Below are 18,732 nucleotides of genomic sequence, written 5' to 3' on the forward strand. Positions count from 1 at the left end.
ATCGGCGGTTCCGGCCGTGCCGGTGCGGCTTGCCGGAAAATCCAATGTTAAGTAACATTGAACACCTCAGGACGACGACAAGGAAGTCCCCGTCCATCAGGAAAGGATCGACTTGTGACATCCCCCTCAACAGTCCCCCGCCAGCGCGCGCTCATCGTGGGCGCAACGGGCATCACGGGCCAAACCGTCGCGAAGCAGTTGGTCGACGCGGGCTGGGACGTGACCGGTCTCTCGAGGCGCGGTCATTCCGAGACCGCCGGCGTGACCTCCGTGACGGCAGACCTCCTCGACCCCGAGTCCCTCGCCGCCGCCCTCACCGGCACCCGCCCGGAACTCGTCGTGATCACGGCGTGGGTGAAGCGGGACACCGAGACCGAGAACATCGAGGTCAACAGTGCCCTCGTGCGCAACGTGCTCGCGGCTCTCGAAGGCGAGAAGTCCGTCAGGCACGTGGCCCTGATGACCGGGCTCAAGCACTACCTCGGTCCGTTCGACAACTATGCGACCGGCGTCACCGCGGAGACCCCGTTCCACGAGGACGAGCCGCGACTCCCGCAGCCGAACTTCTACTACGCGCAGGAGGACGAGCTGTTCGGGTCCGCATCCCGGAACGGCTTCACCTGGAGCGTGCACCGCGCCCACACGGTCTTCGGATTCGCGACGGACAACGCGATGAACATGGTGCTCACCCTCTCCGTCTACGCCACGATCTGCAAGGAACTCGGGCTCACCTTCACCTTCCCCGGGTCGGCCACCCAGTGGAACGGCGTCACAGACGTCACAGACGTCGACCTGCTCGCCGAGCAGATCATCTGGGCCGGCACGCACCCGGAGGGCGCCAACGAGGCCTTCAACATCGCCAACGGCGACGTCTTCCCGCTGGCGCTGGCTGTGGCCGAGGGTGGCCGCGATCTTCGACGTGCCCTGGGCCGGCTTCGAAGGTGAACCCCGTCCGCTGACGGTGCAGATGGCCGGCAAGGACGAGATCTGGAGTGCCATCGCCGAACGGGAAGGACTCGTCGAGACCGATGTCACCCGCCTGGCGTCGTGGTGGCACACCGACAGCGACCTCGGCCGGAACATCGAGTGCTTCCACCGACATGAACAAGAGTCGCCAGGCCGGTTTCCTCGGCTTCCGGTCGACGCCGGACAGCTTCCTCGACAAGGTCGAGCGCTACCGCGCGGCGAAGATCATCCCCTAGGCCGTTTCCCCCGCCGGAACGACGGATGTCCCGGACGAGCAGCGCTCGTCCGGGACATCCGTCGTTCCGGCGCCGTTGTCAGGCGGGCAGCACGGCGTCGAATTCGATGTGCGCCTTGATCGTGGTCGCCGGGTGGTGTGCGGCCTCCAGTGCGCCCAGGGCGTCGTCGACCCCGAACCGCTGCGTGACGAGCGGGCTCAGGTCGATTCCGGTGTGGGCCAGAAAGCGCAGGGTCTCAGGCCACACTCCGGGCGAGCCGACTGAACCGGTGATCTTGAGCTCCTTGGACTGGATGAGTCCGAGCTTCGCCGGCGCCTCGCGCCCGACGTCGATGCCGATGTAGGCGACCCGGCCCCGGAAGGCGGCGAGCTCGAGTGCCTGGGCCATCACGGCCGGCCGGCCGCTGGCCTCGACGACGACATCCGCTCCACGCCCCTCCGTCTGCTCGTTCAGGAAATCGACGATGTCGTCGGGGTGCACGGCGTGGCGGGCACCGAGTCGCAGCGCGGCGTCGCGCCGTTCGGTCGAGGGCTCCACGACGATCGTCACGGCGCCGAGAGCGGCGGCGGCCGCGGTGACGGCGAGTCCGATCGGTCCGGCTCCGAGTACGACGAGGGTGTCGCTCGCGTTGACGTTGCCGACCCGCATCAGCGCGTAGTAGGCGACGCTGAACGGCTCGACGAGCGCGCCGTTCGTGTACGACACGCTCGCGGGCAGCTTGTGCAACCATTCGGGCCTGGCCACGAAGAACTCGGCGGCCGCACCGCTGATCGAGAACCCAAAATGGTCCTCTCCAATCACGCACTCGCCGACGACTCGATCACCGGCGGCGAAGTCGCGCACCCGGCTTCCCACCGCGACGACCTCGCCGGACCATTCGTGGCCGGGAATGATCGGGTACTCGAACGGGATGATGTACCGCCCCTCGAGCAGATCGATGTCGGAGTGGCAGACCCCGACGGACCGCGCGGCGACGAGCACATCGTCGGCTCCGATTGCGGGGATGGGCAGCTCGTCGATGCGCGGAACATCCTGTTCCGCGAAGCGCAGCGCTTTCATAATGGGGTTTCCAATCGTAGAAGGTACGCCGAGGAGAGAGGCGAAGAGCGGGAGCCGGGAGGCGGTGCGTTCGTCAGTCCGAATCGACGTCAGCGGGCGTTGACGAGGACCTTGACCTGGTCGCCGGTCGGCGACAGCAGGGTCTCGAATCCCTTCTCGACGACATCCGCCATGCTGATCTGGGCGCTCACGACCTTCTCGACGGGGTACCGGCCGCGGGCGATCAGGTCGATGATGCGCGGCCAGTCCGTGACCGGATAGCACCAGGTGCCTGAGAGGGTGATGTCGTGCTCGGAGAGCACCATGGGGTCGATGGCCGCCAGCCTGGTGTGGAGGCCGGTCTGCGAGATGCGTCCGGCCGAGCGCACCGAGGCGATCGCGGTCTGGAGGGCCCGCTCGTTTCCCGAGCACTCGATCACCGCGTCGACCCCGATTCCTTCTGTCTGGTCCTTGATCCAGGCGACGACGTCGATCTTGGACGGATCGATCACTTCGCCGACGTCCAGGCTCCTTGCGAGCGCGACCCGGGTCGGGTTGACCTCGGAGATGAACACGCGGGCACCGAGCGCCGAGGCGTAGAGCGAGGCGAGCGCGCCGATCGGACCGGCGCCGGTGATGAGCACGGTGTCCCCCGGCCGCACCTGCGCGGTGTCGACTCCGTATGCGGCCACGGCTCCCGGCTCGACGAGGGCGCCCTGGAGGTCGGAGACGGAATCGGGCAGCACGCTCACGTGACTGGCCGGGACGACCGCGAGCTCCGAGATCCCCCCGGAGGCGAAGCTCAGGCCGACGCAGGCCATCGACTGGCACAGGTGGTTCAGGCCGCGGCGACAGTAGTAGCAGCTGCCGCAGTACAGCAGCGGCATCACGGACACCCGCTGGCCGACGCGCACCGACCGCACGCCCGAACCCACCTCGAGCACTTCCGCCGAGAACTCGTGACCGAGAATCTGCGGGGCCGTTGCCCCGGTGAGCGGATGCGGGTGCGAGGGGATGACGATCGGCCCCATGGCGTACTCGTGGAGGTCGGTGCCGCAGATGCCGCACCAGTACGGCCGCAGCAACACGTCCAGGCTGCCGAGCGGCGGCGGCCCGTCCACGTCTTCGATGCGGATGTCGTGCGCGCCGTGGAAAACTGCTGCCTTCATGCTGCTGCCCCTTGTCGTGGATCGAAGAGAACCTTGCCCTCGAGCCGGCCTGTCGCGAGCCGCTCGAGCTGTTCGGCGAGATCGTCAAGAGGTCGGACGGAGTCGAGAAGTTCCGTGCCCAGGTTCGTCGTCGCCAGAATACCCAGCGCCGGGGCGAGGTCGGTGCCGCAGACGTGCGCGAGGGTCGTCTGAACGGTGATCTCACGCATGACGAGCGAATGGATGTCCACGGACTGCTCTGTCGATGGCAGACCGACCTGGAGGATGGTTCCGCCCTTGCGCACCATCGAGAGGGCGTTGTTCAATTGTCCGGGCGCGCCGCTGGCCTCGATCACGACGTCGGCGCCGAACGGCCCGATGGCCTCGGCGACGCGGGCGGCGGCATCCGCACCCGCCTCGACGACCCGGGTCGCGCCGAGGCGACCGGCTCGCTCGAGGCGCGCGCCGGGAAAGTCGATCACGGTCACGTCGGCGGACACAAGCGAGTTCAGCCCGGCGAGCACGAAGGAGCCGATCGCCCCAGCCCCGATCAGGACCACGCGGTCGCCGTCACGCACCCCGGACCGTCGGGCGGCGTGCAGGCCGACCGCGAGCGGCTGGGCCAGGCCCGCGAGGTCGACCGGGAGCCCCTCGGGAACGAGGACGAGGGTGCTCTCGGGGCAGGAGACGAACTCGGCCATGCCGCCGTCGGTATTGAGCCCGAGCGTGTAGTACCGGTCGCAGAGGTTCGTGCGACCTTCCGCGCACCGGTCGCAGACGCCGCAGGAGACGCCCGCACCGCTCGCGACGATGTCTCCGACGGAGAAGCGGCTCGACTCGTCGACCGCGAGGACCTTCCCGACGAATTCGTGGCCGGGAATCATCGGTCCGGCCTGGCCGGTGACGGGGTGACGGTGCTGCACCGGGAAGGTCAGCGGGCCGGCCTTCCACTCGGTGGCGTCTGTTCCGCACATGCCGCTGCGCAGCACCTCGAGCAGGGCTTCGCCCGGAGCCCGGACGGGTACGGGCACCTCCTCGAGGCGCACGTCGTGATCGGCGTGGTAGACGGCGGCGCGCATTCCTCGCCCTACTCGGCTTCGCCGCGACCGGCGGCGGTGTTGAGGTGCGACTGGGAGTCGCGCACGAGGGACAACGGTCCGCCGACGCTGTAGTAGCGCTGGCCGGCGACGAGCAGGTCCTCTGCCGGGAACTTGGTGATCACCTGGCACCCGGTGGCGGTGACGACGACCTCTTCCTCGATGCGGGCAGCCCCGATGCCGTCGGCGGACGGCCAGTAGGTCTCGAGGGCGAAGACCATGCCCTCCACGAGCACCTCGGGGTGGTCGAGGGACACGAGACGGGAGAAGATCGGCTTCTCCCAGATCGACAGGCCGACGCCGTGGCCGTACTGCAGAGCGAAGGCGGCCTCTTCGTCGGGGAAGCCGAATTCCTGGGCGGTCGGCCAGACCTTGACGATGTCGGCGGTGGTGGCCCCGGGGCGCACGAGCGCGATCGCCCGGTCCATGTACTGGCGGGCGATCTTGTAGGCGTCGTGCTGCGCGCGGCTCGCAGACCCGACCGCGAAGGTGCGGTAGTAGCAGGTGCGGTACCCCTGGTAGCTGTGCAGGATGTCGAAGAAGGCGGGGTCACCCGGCCGGATCAGCCGGTCGGAAAAGACGTGCGGGTGCGGGGAGCAGCGCTCGCCCGAGATGGCGTTCACTCCCTCGACGTACTCGGACCCGAGGTCGTAGAGCACCTTCGAGACGAGCCCGACGGCCTCGTTCTCGCGTACGCCCGGCCGCAGGAATTCGTAGAGGGACTCGTACGCGGCATCCACCATCGACGCGGCCTGCGTGAGCAGCGCGATCTCGTCACCGGTCTTGACCGCACGGGCGTTGAGGAACACCTGCTGGCCGTCGACCACCCGGATCCCCTCGTTCTGCAGGGCCATCAGGATGGGCAGTTCGATCACGTCGACGCCGAGCGGCTCGTTCTGCAGGCCGAACTTCTCCAGCTCGCGCTTGATCTTTTTGGCGACGCCCTCTGCGATCCCCGCGTCGGGGTGGAAGGCTCCACGGAGGGTCGAGATTCCGGCCCGGGCGCCGTTCTCGGCCCGCGGCCGGACCGCGCCGTGGTGCGGGGCGTGCGGGTCGGCATCCGCTTCGGCGGTCGTGGTCTGCAGCCACGGGTTGTAGAGCTGGTGGTGCTTGGCCGCTGAACCGAAGTCCCAGACGATCGGGTCGCTGTGCCGGGTGAGCAGGGAGAAACGGATGAGCTTGTCCATCGCCCAGGTTCCGATGTGGGTGGACGACATGTAGCGGATGTTGGCGAAATCGAAGGCGAGAACGGCCCCGAGATCCGAGCTGGTCAGCTCGCGCCGGAGCTTGGCGAGCCTGTCCGTGCGGAGGCGATCGAACTGGATGCGCTCCTCCCAGTCGACGGCGTTGGTTCCGAAGGTAGCTGTAGTCACGGTCGTGTCATTCCTTTGCTGGGTGTCGTGCTGAGAGTCGGGGACGGGCTGGGGTTCAGACGAGGATCATGCCGCCCTCGATGGGAATGACCTGGCCCGTGATGTAGTCGGAATCGCTCGCGGCGAGGAACACCGCGGTGGGCACGATGTCTTCGGGCACGGCGGGGCGGCCCAACAGGATGTCGCCGGCCATCGAGTCGAAGCCGGAGTCGCCTGCGCCCATCTCGGTCAGTTCGGCGTCGAGCTTCGTCCAGAGCGGCGTGGCGACGACGCCCGGTGCGAACGCGTTGACCGTGATGCCCTCGGGGGCCAGGGCTCGTGCCGCAGCCTGGGTGAGGGAGATCACGGCGGCCTTGGCCGCGCTGTACGGCGCGAAATTGGGGAAGCCGGTCCTGCCCGCGATCGAAGCGGTGTTGATCACCTTGCCGGTGCCGCCCTGGGCGATGTACTGCTTCGCGGCCTCCTGCGTGCCGATCAGTACGCCGAGTGCGTTGACCTTCATCACGAGTCTCGAAATTCCGTTCGGTGATGTCGAGGAACCTCATCGGCGAGTTCATGCCGGCGTTGTTGAAGTAGACGTCGAGGCGGCCGAAGCGGGAGACGGTCGCTTCGATGGCGGACCGCACCGCTTCGCGGTCCGTGACGTCAGCCTGTACCGCCGCCGCAGCACCGCCGCGCGCCACGATGTCGTCCGCGACGAGCTGGCCTGCCGCGAGGTCGAGGTCGGCGATCATCACGTTGGCGCCTTCGGCGGCGACGCCCCTCGCGATGGCGGCTCCGATTCCGGATGCGCCCCCCGTGACGACGACGGTCTTCTCGGCAAGTCGATTGCCCACGTGTTCTGCTCCTTTGCAGTACGAAGTCTGGTGTCCGGCCGGAGCCGGGGTCTCGCAGCAATACTATTTTGTACAGTCTCACTGCACAAGGTGTTGCTTGACATTCAACTCAGCGGCGTGGAGCTTGTCAAGCACAGGGTGGCGTCGCGGCGGAAATCACGTTGAGCGGACCAGGAACTGGCGATAGTGTTCACTGAAACTGTACATTGGGGGCGGGGGCCTCGGTCCGGCGCGCAGGAGCGTCTGCCGGAATCCGGCATTCGGGATCCGGGCAACCTCAAGACGATCTGGAAGGCGTGAGAGCATGTCGGACATCAGCTTCATCGGACTCGGCGAAATGGGCTCGGCCATGGCCGGCCACCTCCTCGAGACCGGCCATTCTGTGCGGGTCTGGAACCGATCGTCCGGAGCGGTGGACGCCCTTGTCGCAGCCGGCGCCACCCGGTCGACCTCCATCACCGACGCTCTCGGCGTCGGAACCGTCATCTCGATGCTCGCCAATGACGCGGCCGCCGAGGCAGTCTTCAGCGCGGAGGCCCTCGCGGACGCGCCGGCCGGCACCCTGCACATCAACTGCGCCACCCTCAGCGTCGAGGCCACGGACCGGCTGACCGACCTGCACTCCCTCGCCGGAATGGACTACGTGGCGGCGCCGGTGCTCGGCCGGTCCAACATCGCGGCGGCCGGGAAACTCAATGTCGTCGCGGCGGGCACGAAAAGCGCCACGGCCCGGGCGCAGCCCTGGCTCGACGCGATCGGCAAACGCACCTGGGTCGTCGGCGAGCGCCCGAGCACGGCGAGCCTGGTCAAGATCGGCGTGAACTACACCCTCATCCACGCGCTCCAGGCCCTCGCCGAATCGGTGACTTTGGTCGAACACGGCGGAGTCGACGCCATGACCTTCGTCGAGATCCTGACGGATGCCGCATTCACGGGCAGCGTGTACACGGGTTACGGAAGCCTGATCGCCCGCAAGGAATACAGCCCGCCCGGTTTCACCGTGGGGCTCGGCCTCAAGGACCTGTCCCTCGCGGAACGGGCTGCGGCGGGAAGCGGCGTCGTGCTCCCGACGGCGCCCGTTCTGCGCGACATGTTCGAGCGAACGCTCGCCGATCCCGACCTCGCACCTCTGGATTGGTCGGCCATCGCCGAGATCACCCGGGGGCTCAGCACCTCGGACTGAACCGCCTCGGGCACGAAGAACCGCCGGGCACGTATCGTGCCCGGCGGTTCTTCGTGCGGTAGCAGGATCACGACGGGCTACCGGAGCGCGAAGGACGTCTTCCTGCGCTTGTTGTTGCGTCGTGCGAGCGAGTAGACGATCGCCGCCACCAGGATCAGCAGCCCCTGGAACAGGTACTGCCACATCTGGGACAGCCCGAGGAACGACGTCGCATTGAGCACCTGCACGAGCAGGATGGAGCCGAGGAGCGTGCCGATGAACGTGCCCCGCCCGCCGAGCAGGCTCGTTCCCCCGAGCACGACCGCGGTGATGCTCGTCAGCGTGTAGCCGACGCCCTGGGCGGGGTCGCCGACCCCGATCTGCGCCATCAGCATCACAGCACCCACGAACGCGAACAGTGAGGTGGCCACATAGGCGAGGACGACGGTCCGGTTGATGTTGATGCCGTTCCTGCGCGCCGATTCCTCGTTGGACCCGGTCGCGCGCAACCGCCAGCCCCAGCGCCGCTTCTTCAGGAGGAACTCGGTCACGAGCGTGGCCACGACGAGCACGATGAAGGCGACGGGAACCGGTCCGAGCTGCCACCCGATGATTCCGGTGATCGTCGAGTTGATGTACCCGTCCGGGGAGCCTCCTGAGCAGGAAGCTGAATCCCTGCAACGCGATGTACACGGTCAGCGTGGCGGCGATGGGGGTGAACCGGGCGAACCTGATCAGCGATCCGTTGACCACCCCGATGACGGCCGCCACGACGATCATGAGCACGAAGCCGAGGACGATCATCATCACCGACTTGTCGTCGTTGATGAAGAACGAACCGACCACCACGAGGAACCCGGCGAGGGGCCCCACGGACAGGTCGATGCCTCCGATCAGCAGCGAAATGGTCTGACCCAGGGCGATGAAACCGAGCGCCGTGACAAGGGTGAGCACCGAGTAGATGTTGAAGTCGGAGAGGTAGCGGGCGTTTTGGCTGAACAGAAACGACCCGAGCAGGGCGATGACACCGACCAGGAGCACCGCGGGGGCGTAGTCGCCCTGCAGGAAACGACGGAGACCGGAGTGCTTGGAGGCCGATTCATCGGCGACGACGGACACCGATCGGGTCGTCGAACGGACGGCGGCGTGGATCATGCGTTCTTCGCTGATCGCAGCGCCCTGGAGCACTTCGAGGGCGTGCCCTCGCGACATCACGATGACCTGGTCGCAGAGACCCTCGAGCTCCTTCGCGTCCGAGGAGGCCACGACGACGGGGATGCCGGAGGCTGAGACCTCCCGCAGGATCCGGTAGATCTCGGCTCGGGCACCCACGTCGACGCCCTGGGTCGGCTCATCGGCCACGACCAGCAGCGGCTCGGAGAGCAGCGCCCGCGCCAGGACCACCTTCTGCTGGTTGCCGCCGGACAGGGAGGAGACGACGGAATCCATCGACGCTGCCTTCACCGCGAGCGAACCGAGCGTCTCGGCCACGGTGCCCAGTTCACGCTTGCGACTGAGCAGCGGTCCCCGCTTGAACTTCGCCAGTGCCGAGACGGCGGCGTTCTCGCGCACCGAGAGGGACATCAGGAGGCCCTCGCGGTGGCGATCGGCGGGCATGTATGCCGCCTCCTGGAGCAGTTGCCGGGAGTTCAGGGTCTTGCCGGCGATGGCCACCGTTCCGGTGAAGTAGTCGAGACCGGCGAGCGCGCGCATCAGTTCGCTCTGGCCGTTTCCGACGACCCCGGCGATGCCGATGATCTCGCCCGGACGGGCGCTGACCGAGATGTTCGCGAATCCCGAGCCGCTCAACCCGTTGATCGAGAAGTTCGTCTCGTCGTCCGGCGAGCCGATGTGCTTGGGCGGGAATGTCGATTCGAGCTTGCGTCCCACGATCATCGCGAGCAGTTCGTCGTCGGTGATGTCGGCGACCCGGGCGCTGCCGCGGACGCGGCCGTCCCTCAGTACGGTCACCTTGTCGGCGAGCTCACGGACTTCGGCCAGGCGGTGGGTGATGTAGACGACGGCCGTCCCGTTCGACACGGACCTGCGCACACGTTCGAATAGGAGGTCGACGGATGCCTGACCGAGGGGCGCGGTCGGTTCGTCGAGGATGAGGAGTTTCGGCTTGAGGGCAAGAGCCTTGGCGATCTCGAGCAGGTGCTTCTGGGCAACCGACAGGAGTTCCACGCGATCCTGAAGGTGCACGCTCAGGCCGGCGTCTGCGAGCAGCGCCGTGGCGGTGGCTTCGAGCGACGTGCCGGACGCGAGGACCGCGGCGGGCAGGGCGACCTGCAGATTCTCCAGGACGGTCATGTCCGGAAGCACGGCGGGATGCTGGTGGACGATCGCGATTCCGAGCCTGCACGGCGATGGCCGGCGTCAGCACGCCGATCGGGGTGCCTTCGAAGGTGATGCTGCCCCCATCGGGCTGCGCCGTGCCCGAGGCCACGTTCATCAACGTCGACTTGCCCGCGCCGTTCTCGCCGAGGATGGCGTGGACTTCGCCGGGCAGGATCTCGACGGAAACGTTCGAGAGGGCCGCGACGCCGGAGTAGAGCTTCGAGATGTCGGACATCACGAGGGTTGCGGGGGCGGCGGGCTCGACCTTGTCCGGCGTTGTCACGTCGACGGTGTCGTGGTTGTTCACAGTTGTGACCTTTTCCTGTCTGTGCAATGTGGGGAACGAACCAGCCGTCGGGTCGGTCGCGACAGTCGCGACCGACCCGACGGAGGTGCCGGTTGGCCTACTTCTTCAGCAGGGCCGCCTGGTCTGCAGGAGACATCTTCGCCGAGAGGTAGATGTCGCCGGGCAGGTCCTTCTTGCACTGCACCGCGCTCGGCTTTCCGCTCACGGAATCCTCGAAGGCCGGAGCCTTGAAGACCGTGTCGGTCGGGAGCACGCCGCCGGTCGCCTTCGCGACCGCGTAGTCGACGGCGAGTCGCACGTTGTCGTTTCCGGTGGCAACCGTCATCAGCTTGAAGTCCGGGTTGGCCGCGCTGTTGTCTGTGTAGAAGCAACCGAGGGAGTTTCCGTCAGAGGTGACGATGGCCGGCACGGAACGCCCGCTCTTCGCGAACGCGGGCAGGGCGCCCACGAGCGACGGACCGAAGTCGGAAACGATGGCGTCGATCTTCGGGTACTTCGCGATGTCCGCGGTGAGCACCTGCTGGGTGAGTGCCGGGTCCCAGTTGGTGACCTCGGGCGTCTCGCCGATGAAGACATACTTCGAGTCGGTGATGACCGTCTTCATGCCCTTCAACTCGTCGACGGCCTGGCTGTTGCCCTTCGGACCGCTGATGAAGAGGATGTTGCCGCCGTCGGGAAGGTTGGTCTTGAGCCAGTTGCCCCAGTTCTTGCCATCGGTCACGAAGTCCGCGCCGATCCAGGCGTCGTAGTCCACGCCGTCCTTGCCGCCCGGGTCGACCCGGTAGGGAACCGTGACGACGCCGGCCTTGTATGCGCTGCGCAGGGCGGGCAGCATGGCCTGGCCCGCGTCCGGGAACACGACGAGGGCGTTGACGCCCTTGGCGACCATGCCCTGGATGTCCGAGATGGCCTTCTGGGTGTCGCCCTGGCCGTCCGCGTACTCGTAGCTTGTGACGCTCGGGCACAACTTGGCCTCATCGGCACCGGCCGCCGTCGTCACCAGGCGCCAGCTGTTTCCGCCGAAGCCGTCGAGCAGACCGAGGGAGATCTTCTTCGGACCGCACCACGACGGTGCCCCGGCCACAGAGGTTCCGGCCTCCGCTGTCGAGCCGGAGCCCGAGCTGGACGTCGTTGCGCTGCAGCCCGCGAGCGCCAGCGAAGCTGCGGCGACGGACATGACGAGCATTGCGAGACTCTTGGGACGTTTCATGTTTGCTTTCCTCCATTGTGAGAGCGACGCCTCTGTCGCACTATTTCGACCGCTCCGTCGAAAACTGTGTCCCCGGTCTGTAGTCATGCCGGGGTGCCGATCCGGGGGATCTGCGGATGAACCTCTGGCGGAATGCCGCCCAGTCCACCGTGTATAGCGCCACGCCGATGGCGAGGGCCGCGGCCTGCACGAGGGTGCGCACCGCGTAGGGCACGCCGAGCGACAGCACGAACTGGTCGAGCTGGCTCAGGAACAACGCCGCGATGACCGTGGCGATGGGGTACCCGCGGCCGCCCAGTAACGACGTGCCGCCCAGCACGACGACCGCGACCGCCGGGAGCAGGTAGGCATCGCCCTGGAAGGCAGTGGGCTGGTTGGTGATGCCGGCGAGCAGGATGCCGGCCAGGCAGAACAGCAGCTGGGCCCACACGAAAGCGAGCGACTGGTGGATCGTCACGCGCAGGCCCGTCGCACGGGCAGTCAGCGGGTTCGCCCCGACGGCTTCGAACCGCCGCCCTGCCACCGTGCGCTTGACCATGACGGTCACGAGCGCGAGCGCGGCGAGGGCGAAGAAGGCCGAGTTCGGGATGCCCCAGGTCAGGCCGCCGGCGATTCCCGCCAGCAGGCTGGTGGTACTGCGCGGCGTTCCGCCGGAGATGCCCAGAACGGCCCCGAAGAGCAGTGCGTTCGTGCCCAGGGTGGCGATGATGGAGTTGAGTCCGAGACGACCGACCATGAAGCCATTGAGCAGTCCGGCCCCGATCGCGTAGGCCAGCGCCAGAACGACCGCGGGTAACAACCTGCTGTTGTCGCCGTCCGGCTCGTGGCTCACGATCACGATGGCGAGCGATACTGCGCCGGGGATCGAGAGGTCGATGCCGCCTTGTTGCACGACGAGCATCTGGCCGAGGCCGACGATCGCGAGCACGGCGGCGAAGGGGATCATCCCGAGAACGGCCCCGCCGGAGACGCTCGTCGGCGCGACCAGGGCGCAGACGACGAAGAGCAGCACCGTGGAGACGCCGACAGTGACGAATCCCTTAGAGACGACAAGTCGGGAAGTGAGTAGCTTCGCCGGTTCACGCACCGTTGCGTCGATCATGCTTTCTCCCAACAATTCTCACCGGGCAACATCGATGTCACGCGCGGTGTGTTGAGCGTCACTTTACAAAAATCCTGAGCTGTTCACAAGTAGTTGCCGGTAACGATTCGAGAAACGGCAGGGCCGAGGTCCGTGGGAGTGCGATCGCCCCCGACAGCCGAGGACGGCGAACACCCGCGATCCGGGGGTCTGGCCCAGTGAACGGATGTGTAGTGACACTGTACAAAACGCGGCCGAGGCAGCAGAATGTGTCTCGAGTGACAGCAACACGACAGCGATCCGCAGCGCGGCGGGATACAGAGGAGAGAGTCAGATGGCCTTCCAGGTTCTCGGAGTGCACCACGTCGGAGTGACGGTGCGCGACATGAAGCGTTCCTTCGAGTGGTATTCACGAATGTTCGGTCTCACTCCCGGGCCGGTCAGCGAGGGATCGGGCGAGGCCCTGTCGCGCAGCGTCCAGGTCGACGACGCCGCCCTGGCGTTCTCGATGATCATGATCGGGAACACCCGCTTGGAATTCCTCGAGTACCACCATCCGGAGGGGCGCGACTTCGATCGCAGCAATGGGGATGTCGGGAGCGCTCATGTGTGCCTCGAGGTGTCGGACCTCGACGCCGCATACCGGGACCTGCTGGACAAGGGTGCGGTGTTCAACGCACCGCCCGTCACTCTCGATTCCGGCGCCCTGATCGGTTCGAAGTGGGCATACCTGCGCGACCCCGACGGCATCCAGCTGGAGATCTGGGAGTCGCCCTAGTCGTCGCGAAAGCGGGTGAGCCGTCGGTATGGGCGCCGCGAAGCGACGATTCACCCGCTTCCGCGGAGGGGAGACGACCCGCGTGTTCGTGACGAGAGCGGAAGCCAGTACTGTTCAAGTGTCGACCGGCACTAATGCCCGGCAGTGGGGGGAGCTTCGGTGCGCGTCAGCCGGGAGAGTCGGGTCGTTTCCGCGCTGGTCGCGCTCGTAGCACTCTCCTCCCTCGCCCGGTGGTACACGCTCGATCTCGCGGCCGCGGACGCCTTGCCGCACGACGTCATGAAGCCGACGACGATCGTCGGGCTCCTCCTCCTCGCGGTTGCGCTCGCCCTCGCCGATCGGCCCGCGGTGACGACCGGTGTCGGCTCCGTCGTGACGGTCATCGGCGCGCTGACCCTCGCCGAATACGTCTCCGGCCTAAGCCTCGGCGTCGACGTTCTTGTGCCGGGGCTTCGGCTCGGCGACTCGCCGCCGAGGATGGCGATCGGGACGGCCCTCTCCCTCGTGCTGCTCGGACTCGCCTTCTGTCTCCGTGGCATGGCGGGTGCCGCCGTCACTGCGGGCTTCGCCGTCCTCACCCTGTTGCTTGTGCTGCTCACGATCCTGAGCGCGGCCTACGGTGTCTCGGCCGTGAGCGACGCCGGCCGGCCACTGAATGTTTCCACCCTCTCCGTCCTTTCCGTGAGCGCGATCGCAGCGGCGATCCTGTTCGAACGGCCGGATCTCGGCCTGGTCGGCCTGGTCCGCGATCGCCGGAGCGCGGGCCGGTTGCTCAGAAGCGGTCTCCCGATCATCGTTCTCGGTCCGTTCGCCCTGGGTTGGCTGCGCCTCTGGGCCCAGCGGGAGGGCTGGTTCGACTCGGTCCTGGGCACGGCGTTGCTCGTCGCATCCACCATCGGACTCGTCCTCGGCATCGCCTGGATCGCGGCCGTGCGGCTGCGCGCACTCGACATCCAGCGCGACGGAGCGTTCTTCGCCCTCGCCGTGTCCAACGCAACCCTCGAGAGCGCGGTGCACGACCGCACCCGCGAGCTGTCCAGCACCGCCGAACGGCTGCACGCGCTCATCCGCATCGCGCCCGTCGGCATCGTGCAATTCGACGCCGACGGTGGTGTCGTCACGACCAACGAGCAGTGGATGCGGATCACCGGCTTGACCATCGAGGCGTCGCGGGGAGACGGCTGGGGCCGGAACATCCACGGTGACGACGCGGAGCGAGTGTTCGAAGCGTGGCGGAAGACCGTCTCGACCGGTGCAGCCTTTGAATCGACGTTCCGGTTCCAGACCCTATCCGGTGAGGCGAAATGGGTGCAGGCGAGCGCCACCCGGATTCTGGACACGACCGGCACCACCGGCTACCTGCTGAGCGTCACCGACGTCACGGACGTGCGGGCGGCCGAGGCGCGCGTGGAGCACCTTGCGTTCCACGACCCCCTGACCGACCTGCCCAACCGCCTGCTCCTGCTCGACCGTCTCGATCAGGCACTCCTCTTCGCTGCCCGGGCGCACCGCGGAGTCGGCGTGCTCTTCATCGACCTCGACCGCTTCAAGGTCGTCAACGACAGCCTCGGCCACCACGCCGGAGACGCGGTCCTTGTCCAGATCGCGACCCGGTTGCGCGCGGCGGTCCGGGCCTCGGACACGGTCGCCCGGATCGGCGGCGACGAGTTCGTCGTGCTCTGTCCCGACATCGGCACGGGAGCGGAGGCACGCCGGGTGGCAAAGGCGGTGCAGGCCGCGGTGTCCCTGCCCATTGAGATCGGCGACCAGACCGCGATGGTCGACACGAGCATCGGCATCGCCGTCAGCACGGGTGCCGAGGACGCCGAGACGCTGCTCCGGCAGGCCGACCAGGCGATGTACCTGGCGAAGGACCAGGGTCGCGCCCGGTACGAGGTGTTCAATGACGACCTGCGCAGTCGCATCCGCCGACGGGTCGACACGGAAATCGGGCTGCGTACCGCCGTCGGCCGCGGTGAGATCGAGACCTGGTACCAGCCGATCGTCGACTTGCAGCACCCGCGGGTGGCGGCGGCCGAGGCCCTGGCGCGCTGGCGGAGGCCGGGAAGCGGAATCGTCGCGCCTGGCGATTTCATTGCGATCGCCGAGGAGACCGGTCTGATCAAAGACATCGGCCGGACCGTGCTGCGGCAGGCATGTTCGGCGGCGACCTCCCTCGATGCTGATCAGGCCGTCAGTGTCAACGTGTCCGCGCGACAGTTCGTGCGCTCGGACTTCGGCACCGTGGTGCGCCGTGCCCTCCTGGAAACCGGGCTGGAACCGGGGCAGCTCTGGCTCGAGCTCACCGAGAGCGCCGTCATCGACGTGATGGATTCGGCGACGCGCACGTTCGACGAGAGCTGCGCGATCTCGGCGTCCGCCTCGCGATCGATGACTTCGGGACCGGCTATTCTTCGTTCGCCCAGGCTCCGTTCGCTGGAGGTCGACCTGCTCAAGATCGACATGACCTTCATCGACGACCTTGTCTCGTCCGACCGGGACCAGGCGATCGTGCGGGGAATACTGCACCTGGCCGATTCCCTCGGACTCGACGTCGTCGCCGAGGGAATCGAGACGCGCGAACAGCACGAACTTCTCCGCGAGATGGGCTGCCGCTACGGACAGCGTTATCTCTTCGCGCGTCCGCAGCCGGACATTTCGGGTGCTGTGCTCTGCCCAGACCGGCTCGACCGGGTCGCACCGGCGCCGAGCATTCCCTAGGACACCCGGGGAGTTCCGTATGGACCACCCCGGGCGAATTCCGCGGCTGAGCTCAGTAGCGCTGGGGAGCGGACGGTTCGTTGCCGAGGATCTCCTCGATCGCGGCGATCACTTCGTCGGTCAGGGCGGCCTTCGAGTCCAGGGCCGCGAGGTTGTCGGCCAGCTGCGCCCTCTTGCTCGCCCCCAGGATCACGGTCGACACCCGCGGGTTGCGCAGGCACCAGAGCAGCGCAAGGTGCGTCAACGGCAGCCCGGCATCCGAGGCGACGATCGCCAGTCTGCGGACCTTCTCGAGCTTGGCCTTCCCGGCTTCGGACTCCCACTCCGCCCTGAGCCACTCGTAGCCCGGGAGGTTCATCCGGCTGTCGGCGGGAACCCCGTCGTTGTACTTGCCGGTGAGGACCCCGGAAGCCAGCGGCGACCAGATGGTCGTGCCGAGCCCGACGGTGTCGTACAGCGGCAGGAACTCGCCCTCCACCTTGTCGCGCGAAAACATGTTGTACTGCGGCTGTTCCATGGTCGGCGGCGTGATGTGCAGGGCACGGGCGACGGCGTGAGCCTCCGTGATCTGCTGCGCGCTCCACTCCGAGGTGCCCCAGTACAGCACCTTGCCCTGCGTGATCAGGTTGTGCATTGCCCAGACCGTCTCTTCGATGGGGGTGTCGATGTCCGGACGGTGACAGAAGTAGAGGTCGAGGTAATCCACCCGCAGGCGCTTGAGCGCGGCGTGGCACGCTTCGGTCACGTGCTTGCGCGACAGGCCTCGCTGCGTGGGCTTCGATCCGCCCCAGAAGACCTTCGACGACACGGCGTAGGAATCACGGTCCCAGCCGAGCTTCTCCAGCGCGGCCCCCATCAGCGCCTCCGATGCACCGGCTTCGTAGCCTTCGGCGTTGTCGAAGAAGTTGATCCCCGAGTCATAGGCGAGCGTCATCAACGCCAGCGCGTCGTCCTCGCGCACCTGCTTGCCGAACGTCACCCACGACCCGAGGGAGACCTCGCTGACCTGCAGTCCGGACTTACCCAAACGGCGATATTCCATGTTGAATTCTTCTCTGTCGTGACCGGCCCGAACCCTGCGTCCTCTTGATTGCTACGTCCTCGCGATCGAGCCCTCACCTGAACACTACGGTCCGCGCCTGCACGGATACTCCGCGCAGGCCTCCCGACGCCGGGGATACACTGTCGTCGTCGCGGGGGAGGCACGAGAAACCAGACAACGACTCTCCGGAAGGTACGGGACAGACATGCTGCACACAGACATCCCCAATCCAACGTCGATCCGCCAGCTGGCGGCAGTGCGGGAACCGTTCTGCGTGTCGATCTACCTGCCGACGAGTCCGGTTCCGACCGAATCCGAGCCGTCCCGGATCGAGCTCCGCAACCAGGTCGCGGCCGCGGCCAGGCAGCTCACGGAGGCCGGGGCGGGCCGGGCCGTCGTCGAAGAGCTCGAGGACGCGATCGCTGATCTCATCCAGGACCGCCAGTTCTGGTCCTATCTGTCGCGGTCGCTCGCGATCTTCCACTACTCGGGCCACCTGCAGACGTTTCGGGTGCCCAACGTGCTCCCCTCCGTGCTCGAAGTGGCCGATCGTCTGTACATCAAGCCCTTGCTCCGGGCGATCACCTTCCCCCAGACGGCGTTCGTTCTCGCCGTGTCGCAGAATGCGGCCCGGCTGGTCGAGGTCTCGCCAGACGCGGGTGCGTACGTCGTCGACGTGCCCGGCCTGCCCGCTGACGCGGCGAGCGCCGTCGGTCTCCCGTCGATCAGCGGCCGGTCTCCGTCCGGGCGCATCCAGGGCTCAGAGGGGCAGAAGGTACGCCTCGCCCAGTACTCCCGCTCGGTGGATGCCGCGATCAGGCCACTCGTGACGGGTTCGGGCCTGCCGCTCATTCTGGCCACCGCGGAACCGTTGAACGGTATTTTCCGCGGTGTCAGCGCGTATCCCCTCCTCGCCGCCCCGACCATCGAAGGAAACCCCGACGAACGGACTCCCGAGGAGCTCGCGGCCGTCGCGCGTCCCGTGCTGGACAGGCTCTACGCCGCCCAGCTCGGCGAACTCACCGATCTGATCGAGGCCCGGTTCAACGAGGGCCGCGGCGCCACCGACCTCAGCGATATCGCCCGTGCCGCCACCTACGGCGCCATCGACACCCTGGTCGTCGACATCGACCGGAGGATCCCGGGGTACGTCGACGAGGAATCCGGTGCGATCACCTTCGACGACGTCGACGACGCCCACAACTACGGCGTCGTGGACGAGATCGCCCGCCGAGCCCTGCTCTCCGGAGCGCGAGTGCTCGCGGTCCGCGCCGACGACGTTCCCGGTGGCGGGCCGGCCGCGGCCATCACCCGATTCGCCGTCTGAAGAATTTCGCCACGCGCGTACTTTTCACTGATGCGGGAACATCCAAGGCTCCGGCCTCGTTGTCGCGATC

Annotated in this window: 15 protein-coding genes and 4 pseudogenes; 6 read left to right on the forward strand and 13 right to left on the reverse strand. The window is 67.2% G+C overall.

The genetic code is table 11. The features are described from left to right. Positions 1–114: 114 nt before the first annotated feature. Positions 115–945, forward strand: a complete 831-nt coding sequence (locus tag KIV56_RS10485; RefSeq protein ID WP_348648379.1) for an SDR family oxidoreductase — start codon at positions 115–117, stop codon at positions 943–945. Positions 946–1,280: 335 nt separating this feature from the next. On the opposite strand, the gene KIV56_RS10490 is transcribed toward KIV56_RS10485, so the two are convergent. The 6 genes and pseudogenes from KIV56_RS10490 to KIV56_RS20405 form a co-directional block, all read right to left on the reverse strand. Next, positions 1,281–2,261, reverse strand: coding sequence for a zinc-dependent alcohol dehydrogenase (locus KIV56_RS10490; RefSeq protein WP_281533407.1), 981 nt, complete (start codon positions 2,259–2,261; stop codon positions 1,281–1,283). Between the two features lie 89 nt (positions 2,262–2,350). After that, on the reverse strand, positions 2,351–3,409 hold the full coding sequence (locus KIV56_RS10495; protein WP_281533408.1) for a 2,3-butanediol dehydrogenase: 1,059 nt from the start codon (positions 3,407–3,409) through the stop codon (positions 2,351–2,353). Continuing rightward, the gene (locus KIV56_RS10500) at positions 3,406–4,467 is read right to left on the reverse strand and encodes a zinc-dependent alcohol dehydrogenase (RefSeq protein ID WP_281533409.1); all 1,062 of its coding nucleotides are present in this window, start codon (positions 4,465–4,467) and stop codon (positions 3,406–3,408) included. The genes KIV56_RS10495 and KIV56_RS10500 overlap by 4 nt, the downstream gene beginning before the upstream one ends. 8 nt (positions 4,468–4,475) lie before the next feature. Next, entirely contained in the window at positions 4,476–5,858 is a 1,383-nt protein-coding gene (locus KIV56_RS10505) for a M24 family metallopeptidase (RefSeq protein ID WP_281533410.1), read from the reverse strand. A 55-nt stretch (positions 5,859–5,913) separates the two neighbouring features. Beyond that, positions 5,914–6,360, reverse strand: coding sequence for an SDR family oxidoreductase (locus KIV56_RS10510; RefSeq protein WP_281533411.1), 447 nt, complete (start codon positions 6,358–6,360; stop codon positions 5,914–5,916). Positions 6,361–6,427: 67 nt separating this feature from the next. Further along, positions 6,428–6,694, reverse strand: a pseudogene (locus KIV56_RS20405) (SDR family NAD(P)-dependent oxidoreductase); the annotation flags it as partial. A 265-nt stretch (positions 6,695–6,959) separates the two neighbouring features. Here KIV56_RS20405 and KIV56_RS10520 point away from each other — a divergent pair. Continuing rightward, entirely contained in the window at positions 6,960–7,877 is a 918-nt protein-coding gene (locus tag KIV56_RS10520) for an NAD(P)-dependent oxidoreductase (protein WP_348648565.1), read from the forward strand. Positions 7,878–7,954: 77 nt separating this feature from the next. On the opposite strand, the gene KIV56_RS10525 is transcribed toward KIV56_RS10520, so the two are convergent. Together KIV56_RS10525 and KIV56_RS19780 are read right to left on the reverse strand one after the other, a co-directional pair. Beyond that, on the reverse strand, positions 7,955–8,428 hold the full coding sequence (locus KIV56_RS10525; RefSeq protein WP_281533414.1) for an ABC transporter permease: 474 nt from the start codon (positions 8,426–8,428) through the stop codon (positions 7,955–7,957). Positions 8,429–8,573: 145 nt separating this feature from the next. Then, positions 8,574–9,665: pseudogene (locus KIV56_RS19780) on the reverse strand (ATP-binding cassette domain-containing protein); the annotation flags it as partial. On the opposite strand from KIV56_RS19780, the gene KIV56_RS10540 reads away from it, so the two are divergent. Next, positions 9,604–9,873, forward strand: coding sequence for a hypothetical protein (locus tag KIV56_RS10540; RefSeq protein WP_281533416.1), 270 nt, complete (start codon positions 9,604–9,606; stop codon positions 9,871–9,873). The pseudogene KIV56_RS19780 and the gene KIV56_RS10540 sit on opposite strands and share 62 nt — an antisense overlap. A 134-nt stretch (positions 9,874–10,007) precedes the next feature. Here the strand turns inward: KIV56_RS10540 and KIV56_RS10545 are convergent. The 4 genes and pseudogenes from KIV56_RS10545 to KIV56_RS10560 form a co-directional block, all read right to left on the reverse strand. Then, positions 10,008–10,169: pseudogene (locus KIV56_RS10545) on the reverse strand (hypothetical protein); the annotation flags it as partial. A gap of 133 nt (positions 10,170–10,302) precedes the next feature. Next, positions 10,303–10,431: pseudogene (locus tag KIV56_RS10550) on the reverse strand (ATP-binding cassette domain-containing protein); the annotation flags it as partial. A 169-nt stretch (positions 10,432–10,600) separates the two neighbouring features. Continuing rightward, positions 10,601–11,713 carry a substrate-binding domain-containing protein gene (locus KIV56_RS10555; protein WP_281533417.1) on the reverse strand — a complete coding sequence of 371 codons (1,113 nt, stop codon included), beginning with the start codon at positions 11,711–11,713 and terminating at the stop codon, positions 10,601–10,603. A gap of 40 nt (positions 11,714–11,753) precedes the next feature. Then, positions 11,754–12,815 (reverse strand): ABC transporter permease, encoded by a 1,062-nt coding sequence (locus KIV56_RS10560; protein WP_281533418.1) that lies wholly within the window; start codon positions 12,813–12,815, stop codon positions 11,754–11,756. A gap of 313 nt (positions 12,816–13,128) precedes the next feature. Here KIV56_RS10560 and KIV56_RS10565 point away from each other — a divergent pair, with 313 nt between their 5' ends. Continuing rightward, the gene (locus KIV56_RS10565) at positions 13,129–13,572 is read left to right on the forward strand and encodes a VOC family protein (RefSeq protein ID WP_281533419.1); all 444 of its coding nucleotides are present in this window, start codon (positions 13,129–13,131) and stop codon (positions 13,570–13,572) included. A gap of 159 nt (positions 13,573–13,731) precedes the next feature. After that, the gene (locus tag KIV56_RS10570) at positions 13,732–16,293 is read left to right on the forward strand and encodes a putative bifunctional diguanylate cyclase/phosphodiesterase (RefSeq protein ID WP_281533420.1); all 2,562 of its coding nucleotides are present in this window, start codon (positions 13,732–13,734) and stop codon (positions 16,291–16,293) included. Positions 16,294–16,345: 52 nt separating this feature from the next. On the opposite strand, the gene KIV56_RS10575 is transcribed toward KIV56_RS10570, so the two are convergent. Next, positions 16,346–17,335, reverse strand: a complete 990-nt coding sequence (locus KIV56_RS10575; protein ID WP_281533421.1) for a potassium channel beta subunit family protein — start codon at positions 17,333–17,335, stop codon at positions 16,346–16,348. 205 nt (positions 17,336–17,540) lie between these two features. Between KIV56_RS10575 and KIV56_RS10580 the strand changes: the two genes are divergently transcribed. Then, positions 17,541–18,662, forward strand: a complete 1,122-nt coding sequence (locus KIV56_RS10580; RefSeq protein WP_281533422.1) for a hypothetical protein — start codon at positions 17,541–17,543, stop codon at positions 18,660–18,662. Positions 18,663–18,732 lie beyond the last annotated feature (70 nt).

Origin of the sequence: Cryobacterium breve (assembly GCF_027594785.1) — a bacterium.
Taxonomy (GTDB): domain Bacteria; phylum Actinomycetota; class Actinomycetes; order Actinomycetales; family Microbacteriaceae; genus Cryobacterium; species Cryobacterium breve_A.

Coding starts and splice junctions, on each gene's coding strand:
- KIV56_RS10495 (WP_281533408.1), bottom strand. CDS start 3,409: ATGAAGGCAGCAGTTTTCCACGGCGCGCACGACATCCGCATCGAAGAC.
- KIV56_RS10565 (WP_281533419.1), top strand. CDS start 13,129: ATGGCCTTCCAGGTTCTCGGAGTGCACCACGTCGGAGTGACGGTGCGC.
- KIV56_RS10490 (WP_281533407.1), bottom strand. CDS start 2,261: ATGAAAGCGCTGCGCTTCGCGGAACAGGATGTTCCGCGCATCGACGAG.
- KIV56_RS10500 (WP_281533409.1), bottom strand. CDS start 4,467: ATGCGCGCCGCCGTCTACCACGCCGATCACGACGTGCGCCTCGAGGAG.
- KIV56_RS10540 (WP_281533416.1), top strand. CDS start 9,604: ATGCCGATGATCTCGCCCGGACGGGCGCTGACCGAGATGTTCGCGAAT.
- KIV56_RS10560 (WP_281533418.1), bottom strand. CDS start 12,815: ATGATCGACGCAACGGTGCGTGAACCGGCGAAGCTACTCACTTCCCGA.
- KIV56_RS10575 (WP_281533421.1), bottom strand. CDS start 17,335: ATGGAATATCGCCGTTTGGGTAAGTCCGGACTGCAGGTCAGCGAGGTC.
- KIV56_RS10580 (WP_281533422.1), top strand. CDS start 17,541: ATGCTGCACACAGACATCCCCAATCCAACGTCGATCCGCCAGCTGGCG.
- KIV56_RS10510 (WP_281533411.1), bottom strand. CDS start 6,360: ATGAAGGTCAACGCACTCGGCGTACTGATCGGCACGCAGGAGGCCGCG.
- KIV56_RS10555 (WP_281533417.1), bottom strand. CDS start 11,713: ATGAAACGTCCCAAGAGTCTCGCAATGCTCGTCATGTCCGTCGCCGCA.